The following is a 24,266-nucleotide window of genomic DNA, read 5'->3' as shown; positions in this document are numbered from 1 at the left end:
TCCGCGTGCGCGCCGACCGGCTGGTGTCCTTGGTGCTGCTGCTGCGCCGGCACGGCCGGCTGTCCGCGGCCGCGCTGGCCCGCGAGCTGGAGGTGTCGACCCGCACGGTGCTGCGCGACGTCGAGGCGCTGTCCACGGCGGGCGTCCCGGTCTACGCCGAACGCGGCCGGCACGGCGGTTTCGCGCTGCTGCCGGGGTTCCGGACCGAGCTCACCGGGCTGAACCACGACGAGGCCCTCGCCCTGCTGATCGCCGGCTCCCGCCGCGGCGCCCAGGCGTTCGGCCTCGGCTCGGCGCTCGCCTCCGCGATGCTCAAGGTGGTCGACGCGCTCCCCGAAAGCCAGCGCGACACCGCGGCGAGCGTGGCCGAACGGCTGCTCATCGACCCGGAGACCGACCTCCTCGCCCGCCGCTCGGCCACCGAGGAGGTACCCGACGAGGTCGTGGCCGAGGTCCGGCGCGCGGTGTTCGCCGGCCACCGGCTGCGCATCCACTACGCGGCTGTCGACGCGAAGCCGAAGTGGCGCACGGTGGATCCGATCGGACTGGTCACCGTGCGCGAACAGGGCTACCTGCTGGCGACGAGGTCCGGCGAGGACCGCACCTACCGGCTGTCGCGGATCGTCGCCGCCGAAGAACTCGACGAGCCCGCGCGGCGACCGGACCGCGTCGACCTGGACCGGGCGTGGCAGGACCGCAGCAAGCGGTTCCGCACGGGCGGTGACCAGGTCACGGTGCTGGCCCGGGTGGCCCCGGCGCGGCGGGCCGAGCTGGTGGCGACCGCGCTGGCCGCCGTCGAGTCGATCGACGCCGACGGATGGCTGCGGCTCGAGGTGGGTTTCCAGGACCGGCGGCACGCGGAGTGGGCGCTGTGGCAGCTCGGCGTGGACGCGGAAGTCCTTGCGCCGCAGTGGTTGCGCACGGCGTTGCACGACCGGGCCACCGCAATCGCCACCCGCTACCGGACCTGACCCGGCCCCCGCGCCGGCCCGCGGCAGCCGAGGCTCGGGCCAAGCGCCCCAATGTGGCGTTCGGTGCGTCCAGCGCACCCAATGTGGCGTTCGGTGCGTCTGACGCAACCAACGCCACATTGGGGCGCATCGCCGGGCCGGGCAGACGCTAAGCGAACAGCGACAGCAGGCCCTCGGTCGACCGCACCACCACGTGTGCCGCCGTCCGTTCCGCGTGGGGGCGGTCGGGGCGCTCCGCCTCGTGGCGCCAGCGTCGCAGCGCGTCCAGGCCCGCGTCGTAGATCTCGCCCGGGTCCGCGTCCGGTTCCAGGCCCAGCCGGTCGGCGGGGGCCGTGCCCTGGGCGCCCAGCAGGCGGACCGCTTCCTCCGCCGGGTCGCCGGACAGGGCGGTCCGGCCGCCGCGGATGTCGGCGATCAGGCGCAGCTCGCGGAAGTCGTGGGCAGCCGCCGCGAAGCGCTCCACCCGGGACACCAGTCGGTCGCCGCCCGGGCGGGGCTGGGCCGCCAGCAGCGCTTCGAGCCGAATCACCGCCGTGCGGGCCTTCAGCGCCTCCGCCCGCGCGACGAAACAACCGGCGAGCGTGTCCCGCAGTTCGCCGAGGCCGCTGCGGCGCACGAGTTCCGCCGACAGCTTGATCCGGTCGTCGCAGCCGGTGCGGATCAGCGTCAGCGCCAGGCGGACGCCGAACATCCCGAAGCGCACCACCAGCGACCGCCGCGTCTCGACCGGGATCGGGCCGGGGAACGCCGGGTCGGTGAACGAATCCACCGACAGCACGTGGCGTTCCAGCTCCTCGCGCGGCACGGCGGCGAACGCGGCCAGGAGGTCGAACTCGTCGTCGCGCAGCGACCGGCCGCCGTACGCCAGCTGGCCGGCCACCGCGATCACGCCCAGGAAACCCGTGCACAGCGGGTCTTCGCGCCAAGCCCGGCGCGCGAGCTGCTTCGCGGTCAGCAACGCGTCGATGCGACCGGCCCCGACCTCGTCGGCCCGCGACAGCACCAGCACCGAGTTGACCGCGCTCTGCCGCGCGAACGGCGAGCCGCCCGGCGGGTGGGCCGCCGCGAGTTCGTCCGGTTCCAGGTGGCGGACCAGCCGGACCGTCGCGTCCGGGACTTCGTCGGCCGGGCCGGGGTCGTCGAGGAGCACGAGGTCGCGCAGCGCGCGGGTCGGCCATTCGCCGAGCGCCGCGGCGAGCGTCGACTTCCCCGACGCGGGCGCGCCGGTGAACGCGACGCGCAGCGGCTGCTCCAGCCGGTTCAGGCAGTCGTGCAGGAGCGCCGAAGCCCGCGGGTCGTCCCGGTAGAGCCCGGCCGCGGCGGCCAGCAGGTCGCGGACGTCCCGCGTCACGCCGAAAGCTCCCGCCGCTGCCGCCCGGCGATCGTGCCCAGCTCGCCCGCGCGCTGGTGCAGGCCGGCCAGCCGGTCGATCTCGCGTCTGATGTGGACGGTCCGGCGTTCGCGCTCGGCGGTCCCGGCCATGATCGTCTCGCGCTCGTGCGTCAGCTCGTCGGCCAGTTCCTCGGCCAGCCCGGTGAAGTGGTCCCGCAGCCGCCGCTGCACGACGCGGATCGAGTCGCGGCATTCCTTGCTGAAGCGCAGGAACACGTCGTCGACGTGCCGCTGCGCCGCCTGCTTGGCGACCGCTTGGCGGCGCTGCAACCGCATCCCGCCTTCGTCCTTGATCGTCTTCGCGGCGAACGCCGCACCGGCGCCGATCGAGACCGGGTTGATCAGCGGCAGCCCGGCGAGGCTGGTGACCAGGCCGAACATCAGCACGCCGCCGTACGACCCGCGCAACCCGGTGAAAGCCTGCTGCCCCACCTTGAACTTCTCGATCTTCGGCCGCCGGACGTCGTCGAGGCCCTCGACACCCGAGCCGTCGAGCCGGAGGTCGGGCAGCGCGCGGTCGTACTGGGCGCCGAAGCACGCGGCGACCGCCTGCGCGATCCACTCCGCGCGGTCGGCGAGCCACGTGTAGTTGACGTCGACGGCTTCGGCCAGCGCGTTGTCCAGCCACGGCGCGAATTCGTCCCACACCTTGGCCGGGTCGCCCTCGTCGAAGGTGCGGTCGATGGTGTTGACGATCTTGCGGGTGCGTTCGCGCAGGTCGTATTCGGCGTCGGACAACAGATCGGTGATCTCGTCGGACAGCAGGTTCTGCCACCGGGTGTTCTGCCGCCGCAGGTCGTCGGCGCGGCGCTGCGCCCGCTGCAGCAGCGCGGCCTGCCCGAGCCCGGCTTCCTGCCCGGCCGCGTCGACACGGTCGCGCAACGACTCCACGAGTTCCGCGGCCGCCGCGCGCACGCCCACCGCGGCGAGCAGCGCGCGGGACTGGTCGGCCGGGCGCGCGGCTTGTTCGGCGATCCAGTTCAGCAGCTCGGGAAAACCGGAGCGGGCGTTGAGATCCGCGTCACCGGCCTTCGCGGCGGCTTGGCGCACCACGGCCGAAACCGGCTGGACGGGCGCGTCGATCCCCGCTTCGGCGAGCATCGCGCGGTTGCGCTCGGCCACCGCGCGCCACCCCGGGGAAGCGTCGATCTTGGTGAGCGCCACCAGGACGTGCGGGCACCAGGTGCGCACGTGCCGGGCGAGCGCGAGTTCGGCGGGGCTCAGCGGCGCGGTCGCGTCGGAGACGAGGATCACCGCGTCCGCTTCGGCGAGCAGGTCGAGGGCGGCGGCGGTCCGCGGTGACCGCGGGTCACCGACCGGTGGGGTGTCGACGAGGACGAGCCCGGCCGACAGGAGTTCGCGCGGCACACCGACTTCCACGCGGCTGAGCGTGCCGGCGGGGCGAGCGCCGAGCTCCCCGGTGAGCCGTTCGACCGCGACGGGGATCCGTTCGCGGGACCGGCCGACCAGGGTCGCGGCGGGTTCGGCGGAGTAGGCGATCTCGGTGGGCACCGCGGGGGTCGGGGCGTCGCCGACCGCGCACACCGGCGCGTTCAGCACCGCGTTGAGCAGGTATCCCTTGCCCTGTTTGGGAAAGCCGAGCACGCCGAGCCGGATCTGCCCCGGTGGGGCGTCCCGGCGTCTGCGCAGGCGCTCGGCGAGATCGGCGCGGCCGTGCGTGCGGCACGCGTCCATCGTCTCGTTGAGCACTTCGAGCCAAGCGGGGGCGGTCACAGCGAAGGAGTGTCCCCGGTTTACTCCCCGTGCGCACACCGGGTGCCCGTCCCGCGGTCGCACCCAGACCGCGGGACGGGCACCGGTGACCGGTTCGGGGCTCAGTGCCCGATGTGGAGGTCGTTGCCCGTGGCGACGTCGCCGAGGTGCAGGTTGCCCAGCACGTTGTGGCTGGTGTCCGCGACGTCGGAGACGACGTCGTGCACCGCGGAGCCGTTGCCGCTGGCCAGCTCGCCGACCTGGCCGACGGCGTTGTGGTCGGCGCTGATGCCGGTGGCGTTCGTCACGGCACCGGTGACGTCGCCGACACCGTGGACGGCCGAGGCGACCTCGCCGGTGACGTGCTTGACGTCGATGTCCGAGGTGCCCTTGAGGACGCCGGTGAAGTCGCCGATGTGGCCGGTCACCGCGCCGACGGTGCTGTTCAGGTCACCGCTGACGTCGCCGATGTGCGTGGTGGTCTCGTAAACCGGGGCGGTCGCGTTGTTCGACAGGTTGCCCACGACGTCGCTGCCGAGGTGCGAGACCTCGCCGGTGGCGCCGACGACCGAGCTGTGGTCGACGTCGGTGACCGAGTACACGAGGTTGCCCGCGACCTGGACCGCGTCGAGGCTCGAGCCGAGGTCGCCCGCGGTGCCGAAGGCGCCGGTCGGGTCGCTGGCCAGGGCGGTGACGCCGGCGGCCGTGGTGGTGAGGTCGTTCACGCCGGGGAGGGCGCCGACACCCGGGACGGCGGGCAGGCCCAGGTCGCCGATGGCGGGCAGCTCGGAGCCGAGGTCACCGACACCCGGCAGCGCCGAGGTGGCCGGCAGGCCGAGGCCCGCGGTGAGGGCGGTGAGCTGGTCGATCGCGCCCTGGATGCCCGGGGCGTCGGTGCCGACCGAGGACAGGCCACCGACGGCCGGGAGGCTGTCCACGGCGGGGAGGCTGTCGACCGGCACGAAGTCGAGCACCAGCGGGATGACCTCGTGCACGTCGGCGGCGCTGACGTCACCGAGACCGGCGGCGGCGAGGGCGCCCTGCGGGTCCGTCCCGAAGGCCGCGAGCGCGGTCGGGTCGTTGAGCAGGTTCAGGGCGAAGTCGTGCAACGTCTGCACGGAGTCCATGGGGGTTTCTCCTGGTCCGGTGGTTCTGGGGGACAGCATCGGCCGCAAGGACCGGTGCTCCGTGTTCAAGGTAGGGAGACGACCCCCCAGCGCACATCGGGGATCACTCCGAGTCGCACTCCGGTCAGCCGATAGGGGATCGATATGTCATCGTTAGGGAGTTAGGGGCTCATCCGAGACGCGCTCAGTTGGGTTAAATCCCTCCAGCCCCTTGATTGACTAACCCGTTTGGGTGAGGATGCCCCGAGCCCTAGGGGGATTCCGTACCCCTGTTCGGCCCCCGCGAGGTGAGGAGGAACCGCCGTTGCCCTACGTCCTCGGGATCGATGTGGCACAAGGGCGGACCCACGCCGCGACCTGCCGCCGTCTCGGCCCCGGCTGGGGCGAGCCCGAACCCCTCTGGCTGGGCGAACGATCCCCGGCCGCCGCGTCCGCGCTGTTCCTGGACGACGAGGGCTACCTGCTCACCGGGGACGCGGCCGCGCAGGCCGGCGCCCGGGTGCCGTCCCGGCTGCTCACCGGCTTCCACCGGCGGATCGGCGACGACGTGCCGATGCTCGTCGAAGGCGAGGCGTTCCCGCCGGAGACGCTGACCACCGTGCTCGTCGAGGGGATCGCCGAGCACGCCGCGAACCTCTTCGGCGGGCCCCCGGACCACCTGGTGCTGACCCACCCCGGCGACTGGGGCGGCTACCGCCGTGACGTGCTGCGGCGGGCGCTGGCCGACGCCGGGTTCACCGCCGTCACGCTGGTCCCCGGCTCGATCGCCGCGCTCGGCGCGCACCTGGCGGTGCCCGGCCCGGGCGCGACCGCGGCCGGGGTGTGCGAGTTCGGCGCCGACGGCGTGATCGTCACGCTGGCGACGGCGACCGCCGCCAGCGGCTGGCAGCTCGGCACGAGCGCCGAGGGCGTGGCTCCGGCGGCCGCGCTGAGCACGCTGTTCGCCCTCGCCGGCGCGGCGACGACGTCCCCCAAGGGCCTCGCCGGCGTGGTGTTCTGCGGCGACGTCCCCCCGCACGCGCTGCCCGCCCGGCCGCCGTGCCCGATGTTCGCGGGACCGGTTCCGCCGGCGACCGCCGCGCTCGGTGCGGCCGCCCTCGCGGCGCTGCGCGCCGAGGGCCGGGGTGGCCCCCAGGAACCTCCGGCCGTCGAAACCACCCTGCTCCCCCAGGTGGACACGCTCGGTGAGCTCGGCGAGCGGCCACCCCGCCCGCCCGTCGAGATCACGCCGTTCGAACTGCCCGAGCGCGCCACCCCGATGAACCTGTTCCGGCGGCGGCGCCCCCTCGCCGCCGCGATCCTGGTGCTCGCCGCGGCCGTCTCCGCCGGGGCGATCACCATCACCGCCCGCGAAGCCACCGCAGGCCCCGGCACGACCCCCGCTCCCTCCCCCGCCCCGAGCCATTGCGCCGGCCCCGGCGCCCCCTCCGGTGAAGGTCACTGTTGAACACTCTGCTCACGCAGGTTCCCCCGCTTCACACCGTTCCCGCGCACCCCGCGGCCCGGCAGCTCCTCGACCGGGTCGCGGCCGAACCCGCCGAACCGCTGCGGCTCGCCGTCGTCGCCCCCGGCGGGTACGGCAAGAGCGTGCTGCTCGCCGCGCTCGACCGCCGCTACCGGGACGCGGGCGTCGAAGCCGTGCTCGTCGACGACGCCGACCGGCTCGGCCCCGACCAGCTCGAGGAGCTGCTCGCCGGCGCGGACGGCCCGATCGTCGTCGCGCACCGGCCGGCCGCGGTGGCGCCCGGCTGGACGCTGCTGCAGCTCGGCCCGCTCGGCGTCGAGGACATCGCCCGGCTGATGACGGCGGTGACGGGGTCGCCCGCCGACCCGGCGGAGGCGGCCGACCTGCACGCCCGAAGCGGCGGCGTGCCGAGGCTGGCCGAGCGCGCACTGCTCGGGCGGCTCGAGGAGTTCCGGCCGGAGCTCGACGAGCTCGACGACGCCGTGCTGCGGTACCTGATCGCGGCCGAAGCCGGGGCGGGCCGCAACCTGGACCTGCTGTGCGCGCTGCTCGACCGCGACCCCGACCAGCTGCCCGCCGTCGTCGACGGCGCCCGTGCGACCGGCCTGCTCGCCCCGGACGACACGCTGCTGCCCCTGGCCGCGGCCGCCGTCCGCGACTTCGGCCCGCCCGCCCGCCGGCTGACGACGGTGCAGCGGCTGGTCGAGCTGCAGCTGGCGAACGGCTTGCCGGTGCTCGACCTGGCGCGGTCTCTGCTCGGCACGGGCAGTTCCGGCGCGTCGGCGGCGGCGGCCTTCGCGGCGGCGGCCGGCGAAGCGCTGCCGTCCGACGCGCGGCTGGCGGCCCGGCTGTTCGAAGCCGCCGCGGAAGCGGGCGACCGCTCTTCGGCCGTGACGGCGGGCTGGGCGCGCGCGGCGGCGTTGTCCGGCGACCTCGACACGGCACTGCGGCTCGGCGACGGGATGCTCGGCGCGGCCGACGCGGAAACCCGGGCGGCCGGCGCCGCGATCGCCGCGACGGTGCTGGCGCACCGGGGCGAGCTGGCCCGCAGCGCGGAGCTCTACCACTGGGCGTCCCGCACGGCCGACCTGCCGGCGACGAGCTGGGCGGGCGCCGACGCGTTCGCGGCCATCGCACTCGTCGGCACCGGCGACCTCCCCGGCGCCCGGCAGCTGCTCGACACCCCCTCCCCCGGCGTCGCCCCGACGTTGTTCGCCGGCGCGGCCACCCGGATGGCCGGCGGCATCGCGGACTCGGTGTCCGGCTGCGCGACGGAGACGTTGTCCACGCTGCTGGGCGCGGCGGCGATGCTGGAGCCGGCCCTGGGCGGCACGCTGCTGCCGGACAGCCCGGCCGCGCTCGCCGCGCTCGCCGCGTTGCACACGGGCGAGCTGGCGCTGGCGGAGTCGGTGCTGAGCAGGGCGTTGGAGGGCCGCACCGGCGGCGACCTCCTGGCGACGCGCCACCGCCTGCTGCTGGGCTGGGTGGCCATGACGGCCGGCGACCTGGCGAAGGCATCGGAACACCGCGACGCCGTCGCCGGCCGGACGTTGGAGGCCCGCGACGAGCTGTTCTTCGCGACCCTGGACCTCGGCCTCGCCCGCCGCGCGAGCGACCTGGTCGGGCTGCAGCGGTCGTGGAACCGCGCGTACCAGGCGTCGATGCGCTACCAGACGGACCTGTTTTCGCTGCTCCCCTTGGGCGAGCTGGCGATCGCGGCGGCCCGCACGGGCACGTTCGCGAAGCTGGCCCCCCAGCTGGAGCGCGCCCACGGCCTCCTGTCCCGCCTCGGCGAGCCTCCACTGTGGACGGTCTCCCTGGTCTGGCACGAGCTCCACGCGGCAATCACGCTGGAGGACGCAGAGGCGGCGAAGGCCCACTTGGCGACGCTGACCACCCACGCCCACTGCGGCCGCCACCCCCGGGCCCTGGCCACGGCGGCCCAGTGCTGGCTGGCGGTCCTCAGCGGAACGTTCGCCCCGGACCCGATCGCGGCCGCGGCCGCCGAACTCCACGACCTGGACCTCCGCTGGGACGCGGCCCGCTTGGCCGGCCAGGCGGCGATCCGCACGTCCGACCGCAAGGCGATGGTCCAGCTCCTGGAGGCGGCCCGCCAGTTCCAAGGAACGGCGGCCCGCCGCGACCAGGGAGCAGCGGAGCCGGCCGCGGCGGGAACCGGCCTGGCGGCGTTGAGCGAGCGCGAGCTGGAGGTGGCCCGCCTGGTGGTGGAGGGGCTGACGTACAAGCAGGCGGGCAGCAAGCTGTTCATTTCCGGGAAGACGGTGGAGCACCACATGGCCCGGATCCGGGGGAAGCTCGGAGCGGCGGACCGGCGGGAGCTGCTGGCGACGCTGCGGGAGCTCCTTTCGCGGCCGGACGCCCCCTGATTCGTTTCGGGGTGGGCTTGCCGGTGGGGAGTTTCGGGCTCCGCCGCCGAGCACCGGGCTGGAGATGACCGGCGGCCGGCGGTCGTGGTCGAGGTGTGCGGTGCGGGCGGCCGGTTGTGGCCAGGGCCGGGCGAACTGCGCGGGGGTGCGACGCGCTGCGGCTCGGGTCGCAGGGCCGTGCTCGGCCGCCCGTGCCTCAACTGCGCGGGATGCGGTGCGCTGGGCTGAACCGCGCGAGCCGGGGTCGATGGCCGCTCGTAGCCCGGCGGCTTGCGCGGCCATGGCGAGCCGCGCGGCGATCGCCGGACGCCGCCGGGCGGACTGTGCGGGGTGGGCGCGGCTCAAGCCAAAACGGGTCGGGGTAGGTCAGTCGCGGCTGGGGCCGAAGCGTTCGGTGCGGATGCGGTGGGGGTCGTGGCCCAGGGCCTGCAGGATGTCGGCTGCTGTTTCGACGAAGGCTGTCGGGCCGCAGATGAAGGAGGTTGCGCCGAACTCGGCGGGCCAGGCTGCTGTGTTGAGGGTGGCCACGTCTATTCGCTTGGGGATGCCCGGGCGGCCTTCGGGGAGTTCGCGCGTGTAGACGTACGTGATGTCCAGGCCGGCCACCGGGGTGCGGAGTTCGTCGGCGTAGTACTGCTCGGCCGGGGTGCGCAGAGAGTAGATCAGCTTGAACGGGGTGCGGACGCCCGCCGCGCGGCGGGCGCGGATCATGGCCATCAGGGGGACGATGCCCGAGCCGCCCGCGATGAGGAGGACCGGCTCCGGGTTGGTGGGGCGCCAGGCGAACCAGCCGCCGATCGGGCCGCGGATTTCGACCGGGTCGCCGATCGCGTACGGGCCGGTGAGGTGCTCGGAGACTTCGCCGTCGGCGACGCGCTGGACCGTCAGCTCCACGCGGTCGCCGTTCACGGGGGCGGCTAGGGAGTAGCTGCGCTGGGCGCGGTAGCCGTCCGCGGCCGTCAGGCGGACGTCGACGTGCTGGCCCGCCAGGTGTCCCGGCCAGCCGGGCAGGTCGAAGACGAGCGTGCGGGCCGTCGGGGTTTCGTCGCGGAATTCGGCCAGGCGGGCGACCCGCCAGGCTAGTCGCCCTGATACCGCTGTTCGCGCCATGGATCCCCGTAGTCGTGGTAGCCGGCGTTCTCCCAGAAGCCCGGCTCGTCCCGGGTCTTCAGCTCCAGCCCGCGCACCCACTTCGCGGACTTCCAGAAGTACAGGTGCGGCACCAGCAGCCGCGCCGGGCCGCCGTGCTCGGGGGTGAGCGGCTTGCCGCCGTACTCGTAGGCGATCCAGGCCTGGCCGTCGAGCAGGTCGGCCAGCGGCAGGTTCGTCGTGTAGCCGCCGTAGGCGTGGACCATGACGTAGTCGGCCTCGGTGTCGAGCCCGCCGACCAGCGTGTCGACCGCGACGCCGCGCCAGCGCGTGTCCAGTTTGGACCACTGGGTGACGCAGTGGATGTCCACTGTGGGCTTCTCGCTCGGCAGGGCCATCAGCTCGGCCCAGCTCCACGTGTGCTTGTCACCCTTTTCGGTGGTGACCGCGAACTCCCACGTCTCGGTGCGCACGCGCGGCGTAGGCCCTGCGGACAGCACCGGGAAGTCCTCGGCCAGGTACTGACCGGGTGGCAGACGCGGGTTGCCGCTGCGGGCCCGGCCCTGGAAACCCGGTGTCACGACACCCATGCGGCACTCCCTTCGCGGTCCCGCCGAGCCTACGCCCGGACCTGCAGCCCGAGCGACGTGACGAGCACCGCAGCCTGTTCGGGTGACACGATCGCGCCCGCCAGCTCGGCGTTCACCGGGTCGAGGGCCGAAACGTCGCTGCCCCGCAGATCCGCGCGCGGCAGCTTGACCGCGTGCAGCATCGCCGCGGACAGGTCGACGTCGGCGAACACCGCACCGCCGCAGTTGGCCCCGGTCAGGTCGGCTTCCCGCATCCGCACACCCTGGAAGCTGACCGAACGCAGGTCGGCACCCGCCAGCCCGGCGAACGACCAGTCGCCGCCGACGACCCGCAGCGGACGCAGCTCGCACTCGGTGAACGTGGCTCCGACGAGCTTGCAGCCGGTGAACTCGGCGTCGAAGAAGTTGCACCGCTTGAAGGCGCAGCCGGCGAACGACGAGTCCAGGTGCCGCGACGCGTTAAAGCGCACGTTGCCGAACACGCAGTCGGTGAACACGGAGTTCCGCGTGACGGCCTCGGAGAAGTCGACCTCCAGGAACTCGCACCGCACGTAGTGGCGCCCGGTGATCTCCTCTCCGTACCAGTCGTCACGGGAGAACCGCTGCTCTTCGACGGGATCTTGCGTGGCCTCGGACACCCCGCCAGGCTAGCGGCATGCTCGACGCCGACGAGGTCCGGAAGGCCGTGCCGATGACGGCCGCCGTCGACGCGGTGCGGGAGGCGTTCCTCGACCTCGCCGCCGGCCGGTTCGCGGTGCCGCAACGGTTGTCGTTCGGCGGCGGCACGACGCTCGTGATGAGCGCCTGCCACACCCCGTCGTCGACGACCGTCGTGAAGACGCTCAACCTGGCCGCCGGGCGGACCCCGATGATCCTCGGCACGCTGGTGTGGAACACCGCCGAAGGTCAGGTGGTCGCCGACGCGGTCGAGATCACCACGCTGCGCACCGGCGCCGCTTCCGGCGTCGCCACGGACCTGCTCGCCCCGCCCGACGCCGGCCGGCTCGCCCTGCTCGGGACCGGCGCGCAGGCCGCCGACCAGGTGCGCGCGGTGGCCGCCGTGCGCCCGGTGCGGCACTTGGCCGTGTTCGGCCGCGACCGTTCGCGCGCGTCGGCCTTCACGGCACGGCTGGGCGCCGAATTCCCGGATGTGACGATGCGGGTCGCCGGGAGTGCGGAAGACGCGGTTTCCGACGCGGAGATCGTCTGCTGCGCTACTTCGTCGAGTACTCCTCTCTTCGCTGCCGATGCCTTGCCCGAACGGGTTCACGTCAACGCGATCGGGTCCTATCTGCCGTCCATGCGGGAGCTTCCCGCCGAGCTGCTGGCGACGGCGGAGTGCGTGGTGGTGGATCAGGTCGAGGCCGCGCTCGAGGAAGCCGGTGAGGTGATCCACGCGGTGGAGACCGGGCTCCTCGCCCGTGGGGAGCTCGTCGAACTGGGGCACGCGCTGCGCGAGCCCCCGGCGGTGGGCGGGCGGACGGTGTTCAAGTCCGTCGGTCTCGCCGTGCAGGATTGGGCCGTGGCCCGGCTCCTCGGTGACGCGCCAGCCCGGAATTAGCTCACCATCCGTGTCCGGAGCGAGGCGGAGAGCAATAGGGAGCGGCCAAACGGCGCAATCTGCGCCTTGGAGCGTTTGATCGGTCACCCAATCCGGGAATTTTCGCGGCATGTCTCCTTGGCGAACCACCACCAGACGGAACACGGCCGTGCGGGTCATCACGGCGATCGGCGCGATCTTCGCGGGGATCGAAGTTCTCTACATGATCATGGTGCTCGCCGGTGCCAACGCCGGCAACGCGTTCTTCGTCTTCATCAAGTCACTGGCGGTTCCTCTCGCCTTGTTCTTCCCGGGGCTGTTCCCGGTGAGCAACCCCAGCCTGGCCGTCATCCTCGACTTCGGCCTCGCCGCGGTGTTCTGGCTGGTCGTGACCGGCATCATCGCCCGCTTCGCCGGCCGGTGACCGGCGGCGGCCCGCCGCTTCACACCACCGTCGGACCACCCGCCCTCGGCATCCGCAGTGTTCTTCGGCAACACTGGACGGATGAGCGACGGCAGGTGGTTCGACGGCTGGTCGCCCTGGCCTGAGCTGGCCGGGCTGGCCGCGGCCGGGCGTTCGCTGCTGCCGAACGTCCCGGTCACGCCGGCCGCGCTGGCGCGGACCGTCACCGAGCAGCTCGTCGGACGGCGCCTGACCGCGAAGGTCGACGACCGCGAGGTCGGCCTGACGCTCACCGAACTCGACTACCCGGCCGGCAACCTCCGGCTGGCCACCGGGCGGATCGGCGACGTCCGGATCGTCGCCGAAGACGTCGACTGGCCCGAACCCGAAGGCGGCAGCATCCCGCTGCGCCGGGTCACTGTGCTCGCCGAAGACGTCCGCCTCCGCTCGCTGCCCACGCCGGCCGCCAAACCCGCTCGCGTCGAGCTGCAGATCGCGGTGTCCGCCGACGTGCTGCGGGAACGGGTGGCGAAAGTCCGCCCCGGGATCGTCGCGGCTCCGGCCGACAGCGGGCTGCTGCAGATCCATTGGGCGAAGCGCCCGCTCTGGGGCCACTTGACCCTGCGCCCCGAGGTGGCCGACGACGCCGTCGTGCTCGTGCCGCAGACCCTCCACATCGGACAACGACGACTACGGCCGCCACGCCGCTTCCAGCCGATCGTGCTTCCCCTACCGGAACTTCCGCCGGGGATAAAGCTGACGAAGGTGGAGCCGCGGCACGACGAACTGGTGCTGCACACCGTGGCGGAAGAATGGCCGGACCGGCTTTCGCGCATCCCCCTGCCCGACCTGCTGAGCTGGCTGACCACGGCGGCCGTGACGCTGACACTGCCCAAACTCGGCGCTCGTTCATGACTCTCCCTCGCGTGCAGTGAGCCGGTAGTGGCTCTCACCGGCCAACGTACTCGAACGTCCGTTCGAACACATCACTCACACGGGTAGAGCTGGGAAAGCGTTGCGCGGCAACGGAAAGAGCCCCGACTCAAGCTTCCCGGTCCCGCAGGTACCGGGTGTGGTCCGCCTGCCGGTCGATCTCCGCCGCGTAGAACCGCTCCGCCACCCGGTGCGCCTCGGTCTCCAGCAACCCGAGCTGCACCACCAGTTCCTCCCCCGCGCTCGCCCGCCGGGCCGCGAACCACCACGGGAGGTTCAAGTACGTCTGCACCGACAGCGGCAGATCCGTCCCCACCAGCCGGACCACCGCGTGCCGCAGATCGGGATCGGCCGCGAGCCGGTCCGGGCGGGAGAGCAGGTCGGCGAGCACCTCGGCGATCCGCCGGACAGTGTCCACAGCGGACGATGGCAGCCGCGACGACTGCGCGGTCACCGAAGAAACCAGCGCTTCCAGCGAAGACCGCAGCGAAGCCGGAGCATCCGGGACCAGCCGCACCTTCTCACCCGGCGCGAGCAGCGCCCCCGCCAGGTACAACGCCACCACCACGAACGGCCAGAACCAGCCGACCGCCCCCGTCAGGTACAGCACGACGCCGATCAGCCCGCCGACGCAGCCGGCGAGGTTCTTGGCCGAGCCCAGATAGCGCAGCATCATTGGTACCCGCGGATCTCCTTGAACACATCGGACAGCTGGACCTCGCGCGCGTCGAACACCTTGCCGCCGGTCATCGTGGCGACGTCGGTCAGTTCGTCGCTGCTGCCTTCGCCGAACAGCACCGTGAACACCGGGACCTGCTTCACCGACGGCGGGATCGTCCCGAACGCCAGCTTGAAGTCCGGGAACGACGAGCCGTTCGCGTTCTCGCCGTCGGTCATCAGGACGATCGACGTGAACCGGTCCGGATCGCGAGCCTGCAACGGTTCCAGCTCGCGGTACGCCTCCGCCAGGCTGTCGTAGATCGCCGTCCCACCGCCGGCCGACAGACCCTCCGCGAACGCCTTGATGCGCGCCAGCTCGGTCGTGGGGTCCTGTTCCGGCACGGTGAACGTCGTGGCCCCCGAAGGCCGCGTGTTGAACGGCAGCATCAGCACCTCTTCACGGCTCCGGAACCGCCGGTACCGCCCGGTCAGCGAGTTGTCCGCGCCGGTCAGCCCCGCCAGCGCGGATCGCAGCGAGTCGATCCGGTCGCCCTTCATCGACCCGGACGTGTCGAGCACGTACAGCGTCCGCGACGGGCGGCGGATCTTGTCGAAGTACGCCTGGAGCAGCGCGTCCACGGCCTGCTGCGTCGCCGGGAACGGCAGCTCGACGAGGTCGTGCGCGGCGAACTGCGCCCCCAGCGCGACGCCCGGGACGACCGGACGCCGCTGCGTCGTCTCCATGATCCGCTTCTGGACGTCCGGCGTCCGCAGGTGGTCCGAAAGCCGCTGGTGCGCCGAGCGCGCGTCGGAACCGGCGTCCGCCAGCAGGGTCAGCGGGTAGTCCGCCGTGACGACTCCGTCGCTCGGGTAGATCAGCGTCAGCGGCTCCGGCAGCTTCCCGGACGCGTTCGCCGAGAGCAGGACGGACTCGTAGTTGATCAGTCCGTCGACCTTCTGCCCGGGATCCTGCCCGGTCGCCCGCCGCGTGTACGCGTCCGACAGCCAGCCCGAAGAGCCCGCCGAAAGCGCCTGCGCGCTGAAGAACTGCGTCAGCTGCGGCGTCACCGAAGCGATCTGCCGCGCGTCGATCGCGTTGCCCGCGCCGGCCAGCGCCGAAGCGACCCCGACCAGCGCCGAGAACCCGGAGTTCGACGCCGACGGGTCCGTCATCCCGTAGCTGAACGCCTTCTTCCCGGCCTGCGCCGCGATTTCGCCCCAGCTGACCGGCTTCCCCGCCCAGCCGAGCCGCTGCACCACCGACGTCGCCAGTCCGAGCACCACCGGCGAGCTCATGATCTTGACCTGGTTCCCGAGCCGCTTCGCCGCTTCGGGAATGGCCGCCGGGTAGCGGTTCGACGAGAACCACACCGCGTCGTACTTCCCGTCGACGCTGCCGTTCGCCAGCGCTTCGGCGCCCTCCAGGGTCCCGGTGAAGGTGAACTTGACCTGCACGCCGGTGGCCTTCGCGGCTTCGTCGAGCACCGGCTGCAGGTCCGCCAGCTCACTGCCCGCGAGCACCCTGAGCACGCCCGGCTCAGGATCGCCCAGTGGGGCGGACGAAGAATCCGAACAGCCCGCCAGCAGCACCACACCGAGGGCGAGCGCCCCCAGCTTCCGGATCATGCTTCCCCCTCGTGCGAACGGCGCAGGTGGACCTCGGCGCGGCGGATCTCCCCGGACAGCGACTCGACGGTCGCCGCCATCGAGCGGACGGCGTCGGCGCGGAACCCGTCGATCGCGTCGATCGAGGCGTAGATCCGGTCGAACGACTGCCGGATCGTCTCGGTCGCGACGGCCGGGTCGCTGCTCGCCTTCCGGATCTCCGCGGACTGCAGGGCCAGCAGCTCGGTGTTGGCGCGGATCAACCCGTCGGTGGTCGCCTGGAGCGCCGCGACCTCGTCCAGGACGTCCCGCTGGCTCGCCAGCGCGCCGCTGACCAGCAGGGCGACCCGCAACGCGGACACCGTCGTCGACACCGCCCGCTCGACGCCTCGGATCAGCTCGTCGTTGTTCTTGCGCACCAGGTCCAGTGCCAGGTAGCCCTGCGCGCCGACCGCGAGCCGGGTGAGCAGGTCCTGGTGCCGCTGCCGGATCGGATACAGCACGTCGCCGCGCAACGCCTGCGCGCGCACCGGGTCCGTCAGGTCGAAGACGGCGGCCTGCCGTTCGATGGCGCCGTCGACGGCCTCGGCGAAGGCGGCCGCCTCGGCGAGCTTCCCCAGCACCTTCCACAGCCGCTCGCGCTCGCCCTTGATCGCGGCGTTGTCGCGGCGCAGGACGTCCTGGCGGCCGCGCAGGTCGACGACGAGCGCGTTGACCGGCTCGTTCGCCGCGCGGTAACGGTCCAGAGCGCGCTTCGCGCCCGCGGCGACCGGGAACATCCCGAGCAGCTTCCGCCCGGTCAGCGGCAGCTTCGCGGGGTCGAGCCCGGCGACCGTGCGGCGCAGGCCGGCCAGGCTCGTCGTGACCGCGTCCTGCGGGGACGCGACGCTGCGCATCGACCGGTCGAGCATCGTCCCCGCGACGCCCGCCGCGGCCCGCATGTCGGCCTCGCCGACGGCCAGCAGCTCGTCCAGCAGGTCGGTGAACTCCGGCGACCGGACGTCCAGCGCCGCCAGCCGTGTCGCGAACCCGTCGGCGCGCGCGGCCACGTCGGCGCGGGTGTCCTCGCCGAGTGTGATGAGGCCGGCGGCGCGCTCGACGGGGATCGCGGCGACCGGTTCCGGTGGGGTGAGGGCGAAGTCCACGTCAGTACTGCTTGCCGACGGCGTCGAGCAGCCGCTCGAGCGTTTCGAACGACGGCGGTTCGACGGCGTCCACCAGGTCGGCAGGCACGTGCGCCGGCGCGGCGACCTCGGCGAACAGCTTCGGGTCGGTGGTGCGGAAGCCGAACGTCGCGGCGAGCTTGCCCAGCTCGGGATCGGTGGCGAGCAGCCGCCCGACCTCGTCCCCGCCGGCCGTCAACGGCACCATCGTGTGCTTCGAGTACACCGTCGGCGCCGTGTAGAGCAGCCGCATGTCCGGCCGGATCGAGCCGTCGCCGCGCACCACCCGGTCCACGAACTGCGACTCGTAGATCAGCGCCAGCGGCGTCTTCCCCATGCCCGCCGACAGGTAGTCCTCGAACGGCCCTTCGGTGCTGTTCTGCGTGTACCCCTGGTCCAGGAACAGCTTCGCCACCGACGGCAGCACCGCCGCCTCCTGCCCGGGCGTGCTGACGACGGCGTTCCCGTTGGCCACGAAGGAAACGATCGACAGGTACATCGCCGCGGAGTTCGACTCGCGCGGGTCGGTCGTCGTGACGAGGACGTTCTTGCGGGCCGGGTAGGCGGTGTTGCCGGGCAGCTGGTCCCAGCGCGTCCCGGCCTTCGCCAGGTCGAGGTACTTCGCGATGTCGAGCACGTCGTAGTCGCCGGCGCCCTGGTGCACCACGCCGTTCGCCCGCAGCAGCGCCACGATCGGCTCGAAGCTGGCGACCGCCATCGGCGACTGGAACGGCGTGTACACCGTCGTCACCTTGCGGTCGCGCTGGATCTTCTGCGCCGCGGGCGAAGACGACGGGAACGCGAACGCGTACTTGCCAAGGTCCACGGTCGTCGCGATCTGCCGCGAGCCCGCGGTGTCCACTTCGACCTTCAGCCCGTGCCGCGCGAAGGCGTCGGCCACGCGCTGGTCGGTGAAGAACGCCTGCTTCTCCGAGCCGATCACCCCGCGCACGGTCGCGACACCGGACGCGGTGCCGTCGCCACGCCCCCAGATGATCACCCCGACGACGGCCAGCACGAGCACCACGGCCAGTCCGATCGACACCCGGCGTTTCACGAGCCACTCCCCTCGATGGGCCTTCGCTCATTGGACGCGGGAGCGAGCCCGTTCGAAGTGAACGGCGGGTGAAGGAACGGTCTCAGGTCACCGGGAACCAGGTCCCGGACGCCCATTCCGTGTCGCCCCAGGACTTCCGCTCGTCCGGCCGTGGGTCGAGCACCAGATCGGTGTCTTCCCGGAAAACCAGCACCGGGCGCAGTTCGGGTCCGTAGGCGGGCCATTCGGGGCCGTCGGCGTCGGCGACGCCGTCGCGGATGAACCGCACCCAGGCGCGGTGGATGAGCAGCGCGGCGCGCTCCCGCTTCGGGTTGACCGCGATGGCCTGGTCGAACAGCGGCATCGGGACCTTCCACGCCATCGTCGTCTCGGTGCCGTGGCCGCCGTCGAGCTGCTCGGGCACGCCGGGCGCGGCGATGTCGATGCGGTAGCGGAAGACGGGCGCGTGCGCGGACTGCGCGTCGGCGAGGCGCTGCGTCGGGATTCCGTAGCGCTCGTCGCCCATCGCGGCGATCTTCGCCGCCTTCAGGTCGGGGACGCGCCGGAGGTAGGTCTCGAGGAGGTGCGAAGCGCGTTCCTCGCCGAGGATGCCGTTCAGGACGACGCTCGCCGGCGCCGTCGCGACGTCGTCGCCGAGCATCAGCGCGTACGTGCTGCCTTCGTTGCTGTTGCAGCCGATCAGCAGCGGGATCCCGGCCGCGCTCCCCCGCCGGATCGGCTCGATCGGCACCTCGGGCAGCACCCGCGGGTGCAGGGTCGGGCGCCAGAGCCACAGCGCCTGCAGCCCGGTCAGGATCCGTTCCTGCGCCTCGATGAACTCCTTGGCGGGCAAGGACCGCAACGCTTCGGCGTCGTGGCAGCCGACCTCGTCGAGGAGCCGCCGCGCCAGCGCCGTCCCGGCGTCCGGCGTCGCCACGTGGTCGGCGCCGCCGCTGCTGCTGATCCCCTGGGCGAACAACCCGGCGGAAAGCGGGCTGCCCATCAGGTTCCCGAGGCTCTTCGCCCCCGCCGAGACGCCGTAGACCGTGATCCGCTCCGGGTCGCCCCCGAACGCGGAGATGTTGCGGCGCACCCACTTCAGCGCCTCGATCTGGTCGAGCAGGCCGCACACCCCGGCGTCCGCTTCGGCGTCCCCGAAGATCCCGGCGAGGTGCAGGAACCCGAGCGAGCCGAGCCGGTAGTTGATCGTGACGACGACGATCCCGGCGCGCGCGAACTCCTCGCCGTCGCCCAGCTGCTCGCCGTGGCCGACGCGGTACCCGCCGCCGTGCAGCCAGAACAGCACCGGCTGGCCGCCTTCGGGCGCGGGCCCTTCCGGCGTGCAGACGTTGAGGTACAGGCAGTCCTCGTCGCACACCGCGGACGGGTTCATCGGGTCCGGCGACTGCATCGCGTGCGGCCCGTACTCGGTGGCGACGTGCACGCCACCGGACAGCGACGGCGGCCGCGGCGCCTTCCAGCGCAGCTCGCCGACCGGCGGGCGGGCGTACGGGATCCCGCGCCACACGCGGACGCCGTCGCCCGCCAGCCCCACCAGCGCCCCGAGCTCGGTCGTGACCGTCGGGACGGACGCCATCAGAGCGAGGCCTGCTCGACCGTCGGCAGGCAGACCTCGAACCGGGTGTTCCCGGGTTCGGACTCGACGCGCAGGTCGCCCTGGTGGCGCTCGACGACGATCTTCCACGAGATGTCCAGGCCGAGCCCGGTGCCTTCGCCGACCGGCTTCGTGGTGAAGAACGGCTCGAAGATCCGCGGCTTGACGTCCGCCGGGATGCCCGGGCCGGTGTCGCCGATCTCGACGCGCACCTGCTCGTTCTGGCCCCACGTGCGCAGGGTCAGCGTGCCGTCGCCCTTCATCGCGCCGATGGCGTTGTCGATGATGTTCGTCCAGACCTGGTTCAGCTCACCCGGGTACGCGGGGATCTTCGGCAGGCTGCGGTCGTACTCCTTGACGACGCGGATGCCGCCGATCTTGCCCGACAGCATCACGAGGGTGGAGTCGAGGCCGTCGTGGACGTCGACCCACTGGTGCGGCGCGCGGTCCATCTGGGAGTACTGCTTGGCCTTGCCGACCAGCGCCGAGATGCGCGTGGTGGAGTCCTCGATCTCGCCCATCAGCATCTCGGTCTCGAGCGCGTAGGCGAGCCAGCGGACGGCGCCGTCGATGAAGGTGTCGCCGACCTGCTCCAGCACGTGGTCGAGGTCGGGCGTGGTCAGCCCGGCGCGGACGTAGATGTCGGCGAGGTCCCAGCCGCCGTCGATGCCGCGGTCGTCGAACCAGTCGCCGATCTCGTCCTCGCGGTCGGCCTGCTGCATCGCGGTCAGCTTCGGCGCCTGCGCGACCTGCTTGACCAGGCGCTCCTGGACGTCGATGAGCTGGTAGAGCAGCTCCGGGTCGATGTCCTTCTTCGCCAGGAAGGCCAGCTTGTGCCGCATGCCGGCGACGCGCTCGCGCAGGGACGCGGTGGCCCGCACGGCCGCGGCCGCCGGGTTGTTCAGCTCGTGCGTCAGGCCCGCGGAGAGCTCGCCGAGGGCGAGCAGGCGCCGGCGCGAGCCGATCACGGTGTCGCTGTTGCGCCAGCCGAGGTACATGCCCTCGAGGAGGTGCGTGGCCATCGGGAACCACTTGCGGAACTCGACGGAGAACTCCTTCGACGGCAGCGCAAGCAGCGTGACGTCGGACAGCGCCCGCACGGTGGCGCCGTAGGTGTGCTCGGCGTCCTGGTGGACGAAGAACTGCGTCGCGCCGAAGTAGGCACCGCGCTGGTCTGACCGGTTCGTCTCGACCTCGGTGCCGCTGACCAGGCGCGTCATCCGGATGGCGCCGTTCAGGAGGACGTAGAAGCAGGTGGCTTCGCCGCCCTCGCTGATGACGGTGGAGTCGCCCTCGTACTCCTCGAGCACGGCATTGGCGGCCACCCAGTCGAGCTGTTCTTCGGAAAGGTGTTCGAACAGGAAGAGCCCGCGAAGCTCTTCCCGCGGCAGTGCGCTCATTGTTCCTCCAGGTACCGGTGTACCAGCGTCACGGCCATCGCGCCCTCGCCGACCGCGGAGGCCACCCGCTTGACCGACTGGGACCGCACGTCGCCGGCCACGAACACGCCGGGGATGGACGACTCGAGGTAGTGCGGATCACGGTCGAGGGCCCAGCCCGCCGGCCGCTGCCCGCCCGCCACCAGGTCGGGGCCGGTGCGCACGAAGCCGTGCTCGTCGCGGTGGATCGCCTCGCCGAGCCAGTCGGTGCGCGGGACCGCGCCGATGAAGATGAACAGGTGGCCGGAGTCGACCGTCTCGGTGACGCCGTTCTCGCAGAGCGTGATCCGCTCGAGGTGGCCGTCGCCGTGGACCTGCTTGACCGTGGTGTGCGTGCGGACGTGGATGTTCTCGATGCCGGCGATCTGCTCGATCAGGTAGTGCGACATCGACGCCTCGAGGGACTCGCCGCGCACCAGGATCGTGACGTCGCTGGCGTGCCGGGAGAAGAACACCGCGGCCTGCCCGGCCGAGTTGGCGCCGCCGACGATGTAGACGTGCTCGCCCTTGCACTCGGGCGCCTCGGTCGCGGCCGAGCCGTAGTAGACGCCGCGGCCGGTGAGCTCCTCGATGCCGTCCGCCGCCAGTGCGCGGTAGTTGACGCCGCTGGCGAGGATCACCGAGTGCGCGGCGATCTCGCTGCCGTCGCCGAAGGTGATCACGCGGGACGAGCCGCGGGCTTCCAGGCCCACGACGTCGCGCGCGGTCAGCACCTCGGCGCCGAACTTCTGGGCCTGGCGGCGCGCCCGGTCGGTCAGCTGCGCGCCCGAGACGCCGTCGGGGAAGCCGAGGTAGTTCTCGATGCGCGAGCTCGTGCCTGCCTGGCCGCCGGTGGCCTTCTTCTCGACGAGCACCGTGCGCAGGCCCTCGGAAGCGCCGTACACCGCGGCGCCCAGGCCGGCCGGGCCGCCGCCGACCACGACGAGGTCGTAGAACTCCTGCGCCGGACGGGTCGACAAACCGACCGCGTCGGCGATCTCGCCGCCGGTCGGGTTCTTGAGGACGGTGCCGTCCGGCGTGACGACCACCGGGATGTCGGCTTCGGTCGCTTCGGCGGCCTGCAGGATCCGGCAGCCTTCGTCGTCGTCGACCGAGTACCAGCGGTACGGGACGGCGTTGCGGGCGAGGAAGTCCCGCAGGTGGAACGACGGCGAGTTGTAGCGGTGGCCGATGAGCTTGACCTCTTCGACCGGCTTGTCGCCGACCGCGCGCCACGTCTCGACCAGCGCGTCGATCACCGGGTAGAGCTTCTCCTCCGGCGGGTCCCACGGCTTGAGCAGGTAGTGGTCGACGTCGACGACGTTGATCGCCTGGATCGCGGCGTCGGTGTCGGCGTAGGCGGTCAGCAGGGCGCGGCGGGCGTGCGGGAACAGGTCCATCGCCTGCTCGAGGAAGGCGATGCCGTCCATCTGCGGCATCCGGTAGTCGGCGAGGATCGCCGCGACGGCGTCGCCGCGCAGCTTGATCTCGCGCAGCGCTTCGAGCGCGTCCATGCCGGAGTCGGCACGGATGACGCGGTAGTCCTTGCCGTAGCGGCGCCGCAGGTCACGGGCGACCGAGCGGGACACGGCGGGATCGTCGTCGACGGTCATCAGGATCGGCTGGCTCACGCCTTGCAGCCTACGGCGCCGGGGTGTCCGCTGGCCAAGACCGGCGTTTCGGGACCTGGACCCGCTCCAGGTCCTCGGCCACGACGATCTCGCCGTCGAACTCGGCCTTCGCCTCCTCGAGGAAGCGCGCCGGGTCGGGGTAGCGCTGCGAGAAGTGGGTCAGCACGAGCTGCCGGACGCCGGACTCGGCGGCGACCCGCGCGGCCTGCCGGGCGGTCAGGTGGCCGAAGTCGCGGGCGAGGTGGGTGTCCTCGGCGAGGAAGGTCGCCTCGATCACGAGCGTGTCGGCGTGCTCGGCGAGCGCGTAGACGGCGTCGCAGAGGCGGGTGTCCATGACGAAGGCGAACCGCTGGCCGGGGCGGGGCGTGCTGACGTCGGTCAGGTCCACGCCGTTCAGGTGCCCTTCCCGCTGGAGCCGGCCGACGTCCGGGCCCGTGATGCCGTGTTCGCGCAGCCGCTCGGGGAGCATGGTGCGGCCGTCGGGCTCGGTCAGCCGGTAGCCGAACGCCTCGACGGGGTGGCTCAGGCGCCGCGCTTCCAGCGCGAACTTCCCGGTGGCGATCGGCCCGTCGCCGTCGATGGGGTGCTCGCGCAGGTCGGCCTGCTCGTGGAACGCCGTCGCGTGCCGCATCCGTTCGAAGTAGTGCGCGCCGGACGCCGGGAAGTGGGCGTGGACGGGGTGTTTCACGGCGTCCAGCGACAGCCGCTGGACCACCCCGGGGAGGCCGAGGCTGTGGTCGCCGTGGAAGTGCGTGATGCAGATGCGGGTGATGTCCGTGGCCGCGACACCCGCCCGCAGCATCTGCCGCTGGGTGCCTTCGCCGGGGTCGAAGAGGATGCCCTCGCCGTCCCAGCGCAGGAGGTAGCCGTTCTGGTTGCGGTGGCGCGTGGGCACCTGGGACGCGGTGCCCAGCACCACCAGTTCGCGGGTCGACACCCCCGCGACGCTACTCAGCCGGCGAGTTTCCGGAGCCGGAACGCCAGAACCAGGAGCACGATCCCGTAGATCAGCGCGTAGATGCCGACGAGCAGCGCGACGCCGTACGCGCCGGCGATCGGGTTGATCACGATGAGGACGCCGGCGAGCACGGAGATCGCGCCGGCCAGGATGAGGAAGGCCTCGCCCTGGATCTGCTTGCGCAGGCGGATCGCGGCGACGATCTCGGCGACGCCGGTGACGATCGCCCACAGGCCGACCAGCAGGGCCAGCAGCAGGACCGTGAGGCCCGGCCAGACGAGGACGAGGATCCCGGCGACGATGCCGAGCACGCCGAGGATCCCGTAGGCGGCGCGGTGCCCGGCGTCACCCGGGCGGAAGGCCTGCATGAGGCCGCCGACGCCGTCGACGATCGCGTACACGCCGTAGAGGATCGCCAGGACGAGCACGGTGGCGCCCGGCCAGATCAGCGCGAAGAGCCCGAAGAGCACGGCGAACGCACCGCGGACGGCCACCAGCGGCCAGGCCTTGCGGGGTTCGACGACGGAGAACGCTGCGAAAGAGGTCATCTGCCGCTCCCGGATCGATGGG

The 24,266-nt window shown here is 72.6% G+C and carries 21 protein-coding genes; 6 read left to right on the top strand and 15 right to left on the bottom strand.

Features of this window, described 5'->3' with window-relative positions:
- Positions 1–5 precede the first annotated feature (5 nt).
- Complete coding sequence (locus AB5J73_RS19925; protein ID WP_370971180.1) at positions 6–971, top strand: helix-turn-helix transcriptional regulator; 966 nt, start codon at positions 6–8, stop codon at positions 969–971.
- A gap of 148 nt (positions 972–1,119) precedes the next feature.
- Here AB5J73_RS19925 and AB5J73_RS19920 read toward each other — a convergent pair whose 3' ends face one another.
- The 3 genes from AB5J73_RS19920 to AB5J73_RS19910 form a co-directional block, all read right to left on the bottom strand.
- Complete coding sequence (locus tag AB5J73_RS19920) at positions 1,120–2,322, bottom strand: GTPase (protein WP_370971179.1); 1,203 nt, start codon at positions 2,320–2,322, stop codon at positions 1,120–1,122.
- Entirely contained in the window at positions 2,319–4,097 is a 1,779-nt protein-coding gene (locus tag AB5J73_RS19915; protein ID WP_370971178.1) for a dynamin family protein, read from the bottom strand. The genes AB5J73_RS19920 and AB5J73_RS19915 overlap by 4 nt, the downstream gene beginning before the upstream one ends.
- Before the next feature lie 101 nt (positions 4,098–4,198).
- Entirely contained in the window at positions 4,199–5,203 is a 1,005-nt protein-coding gene (locus tag AB5J73_RS19910) for an IniB N-terminal domain-containing protein (RefSeq protein ID WP_370971177.1), read from the bottom strand.
- 304 nt (positions 5,204–5,507) lie between these two features.
- Between AB5J73_RS19910 and AB5J73_RS19905 the strand changes: the two genes are divergently transcribed.
- Positions 5,508–6,650, top strand: coding sequence for a molecular chaperone DnaK (locus tag AB5J73_RS19905; protein ID WP_370971176.1), 1,143 nt, complete (start codon positions 5,508–5,510; stop codon positions 6,648–6,650).
- Entirely contained in the window at positions 6,647–9,055 is a 2,409-nt protein-coding gene (locus AB5J73_RS19900; protein ID WP_370971175.1) for a LuxR C-terminal-related transcriptional regulator, read from the top strand. The genes AB5J73_RS19905 and AB5J73_RS19900 overlap by 4 nt, the downstream gene beginning before the upstream one ends.
- A gap of 366 nt (positions 9,056–9,421) precedes the next feature.
- Here AB5J73_RS19900 and AB5J73_RS19895 read toward each other — a convergent pair whose 3' ends face one another.
- The 3 genes from AB5J73_RS19895 to AB5J73_RS19885 are packed head-to-tail and all read right to left on the bottom strand — an operon-like array spanning position 9,422 to position 11,372.
- A complete protein-coding gene (locus AB5J73_RS19895) occupies positions 9,422–10,165 on the bottom strand; it encodes a ferredoxin reductase (RefSeq protein WP_370971174.1) in 744 nt (247 codons plus the stop codon).
- A complete protein-coding gene (locus tag AB5J73_RS19890; RefSeq protein WP_370971173.1) occupies positions 10,135–10,734 on the bottom strand; it encodes a sulfite oxidase-like oxidoreductase in 600 nt (199 codons plus the stop codon). The genes AB5J73_RS19895 and AB5J73_RS19890 overlap by 31 nt, the downstream gene beginning before the upstream one ends.
- Before the next feature lie 29 nt (positions 10,735–10,763).
- Positions 10,764–11,372 carry a pentapeptide repeat-containing protein gene (locus tag AB5J73_RS19885; protein ID WP_370971172.1) on the bottom strand — a complete coding sequence of 203 codons (609 nt, stop codon included), beginning with the start codon at positions 11,370–11,372 and terminating at the stop codon, positions 10,764–10,766.
- Positions 11,373–11,389: 17 nt separating this feature from the next.
- Between AB5J73_RS19885 and AB5J73_RS19880 the strand changes: the two genes are divergently transcribed.
- The 3 genes from AB5J73_RS19880 to AB5J73_RS19870 all read left to right on the top strand — a co-directional run bounded on the left by AB5J73_RS19880 (position 11,390) and on the right by AB5J73_RS19870 (position 13,592).
- Entirely contained in the window at positions 11,390–12,295 is a 906-nt protein-coding gene (locus AB5J73_RS19880; protein WP_370971171.1) for an ornithine cyclodeaminase family protein, read from the top strand.
- Between the two features lie 148 nt (positions 12,296–12,443).
- Complete coding sequence (locus tag AB5J73_RS19875) at positions 12,444–12,698, top strand: hypothetical protein (protein ID WP_086865576.1); 255 nt, start codon at positions 12,444–12,446, stop codon at positions 12,696–12,698.
- Between the two features lie 81 nt (positions 12,699–12,779).
- Positions 12,780–13,592 carry an LmeA family phospholipid-binding protein gene (locus AB5J73_RS19870; protein ID WP_370971170.1) on the top strand — a complete coding sequence of 271 codons (813 nt, stop codon included), beginning with the start codon at positions 12,780–12,782 and terminating at the stop codon, positions 13,590–13,592.
- A gap of 127 nt (positions 13,593–13,719) precedes the next feature.
- Here AB5J73_RS19870 and AB5J73_RS19865 read toward each other — a convergent pair whose 3' ends face one another.
- From AB5J73_RS19865 to AB5J73_RS19825, 9 genes are all read right to left on the bottom strand, one after another.
- On the bottom strand, positions 13,720–14,286 hold the full coding sequence (locus tag AB5J73_RS19865; protein WP_370971169.1) for a hypothetical protein: 567 nt from the start codon (positions 14,284–14,286) through the stop codon (positions 13,720–13,722).
- Complete coding sequence (locus AB5J73_RS19860) at positions 14,283–15,893, bottom strand: substrate-binding domain-containing protein (protein ID WP_370973239.1); 1,611 nt, start codon at positions 15,891–15,893, stop codon at positions 14,283–14,285. The genes AB5J73_RS19865 and AB5J73_RS19860 overlap by 4 nt, the downstream gene beginning before the upstream one ends.
- Positions 15,893–17,020 (bottom strand): toxic anion resistance protein, encoded by a 1,128-nt coding sequence (locus AB5J73_RS19855; RefSeq protein WP_370971168.1) that lies wholly within the window; start codon positions 17,018–17,020, stop codon positions 15,893–15,895. The genes AB5J73_RS19860 and AB5J73_RS19855 overlap by 1 nt, the downstream gene beginning before the upstream one ends.
- A 1-nt stretch (position 17,021) precedes the next feature.
- On the bottom strand, positions 17,022–18,095 hold the full coding sequence (locus AB5J73_RS19850; protein ID WP_370971167.1) for a hypothetical protein: 1,074 nt from the start codon (positions 18,093–18,095) through the stop codon (positions 17,022–17,024).
- A gap of 82 nt (positions 18,096–18,177) precedes the next feature.
- Positions 18,178–19,671, bottom strand: coding sequence for a carboxylesterase/lipase family protein (locus AB5J73_RS19845; protein WP_370971166.1), 1,494 nt, complete (start codon positions 19,669–19,671; stop codon positions 18,178–18,180).
- On the bottom strand, positions 19,671–21,089 hold the full coding sequence (locus tag AB5J73_RS19840; RefSeq protein ID WP_370971165.1) for an ATP-binding protein: 1,419 nt from the start codon (positions 21,087–21,089) through the stop codon (positions 19,671–19,673). Before AB5J73_RS19840 ends, AB5J73_RS19845 begins: the two co-directional genes overlap by 1 nt.
- On the bottom strand, positions 21,086–22,738 hold the full coding sequence (locus AB5J73_RS19835; RefSeq protein ID WP_370971164.1) for an FAD-dependent oxidoreductase: 1,653 nt from the start codon (positions 22,736–22,738) through the stop codon (positions 21,086–21,088). The genes AB5J73_RS19840 and AB5J73_RS19835 overlap by 4 nt, the downstream gene beginning before the upstream one ends.
- A gap of 10 nt (positions 22,739–22,748) precedes the next feature.
- The gene (locus tag AB5J73_RS19830) at positions 22,749–23,675 is read right to left on the bottom strand and encodes a ribonuclease Z (RefSeq protein ID WP_370971163.1); all 927 of its coding nucleotides are present in this window, start codon (positions 23,673–23,675) and stop codon (positions 22,749–22,751) included.
- A 14-nt stretch (positions 23,676–23,689) separates the two neighbouring features.
- Positions 23,690–24,244, bottom strand: a complete 555-nt coding sequence (locus tag AB5J73_RS19825) for an HdeD family acid-resistance protein (protein WP_370971162.1) — start codon at positions 24,242–24,244, stop codon at positions 23,690–23,692.
- Positions 24,245–24,266: the final 22 nt, after the last annotated feature.

Origin of the sequence: Amycolatopsis sp. cg9, from assembly GCF_041346945.1 — a bacterium.
In the GTDB taxonomy this organism is placed as follows: Bacteria; Actinomycetota; Actinomycetes; order Mycobacteriales; family Pseudonocardiaceae; genus Amycolatopsis.
This window is presented reverse-complemented; position numbering and strand designations above follow the sequence as displayed.

Coding starts and splice junctions, on each gene's coding strand:
- AB5J73_RS19910 (WP_370971177.1), bottom strand. CDS start 5,203: ATGGACTCCGTGCAGACGTTGCACGACTTCGCCCTGAACCTGCTCAAC.
- AB5J73_RS19895 (WP_370971174.1), bottom strand. CDS start 10,165: ATGGCGCGAACAGCGGTATCAGGGCGACTAGCCTGGCGGGTCGCCCGC.
- AB5J73_RS19890 (WP_370971173.1), bottom strand. CDS start 10,734: ATGGGTGTCGTGACACCGGGTTTCCAGGGCCGGGCCCGCAGCGGCAAC.
- AB5J73_RS19880 (WP_370971171.1), top strand. CDS start 11,390: ATGCTCGACGCCGACGAGGTCCGGAAGGCCGTGCCGATGACGGCCGCC.
- AB5J73_RS19870 (WP_370971170.1), top strand. CDS start 12,780: ATGAGCGACGGCAGGTGGTTCGACGGCTGGTCGCCCTGGCCTGAGCTG.
- AB5J73_RS19865 (WP_370971169.1), bottom strand. CDS start 14,286: ATGATGCTGCGCTATCTGGGCTCGGCCAAGAACCTCGCCGGCTGCGTC.
- AB5J73_RS19845 (WP_370971166.1), bottom strand. CDS start 19,671: ATGGCGTCCGTCCCGACGGTCACGACCGAGCTCGGGGCGCTGGTGGGG.
- AB5J73_RS19840 (WP_370971165.1), bottom strand. CDS start 21,089: ATGAGCGCACTGCCGCGGGAAGAGCTTCGCGGGCTCTTCCTGTTCGAA.
- AB5J73_RS19825 (WP_370971162.1), bottom strand. CDS start 24,244: ATGACCTCTTTCGCAGCGTTCTCCGTCGTCGAACCCCGCAAGGCCTGG.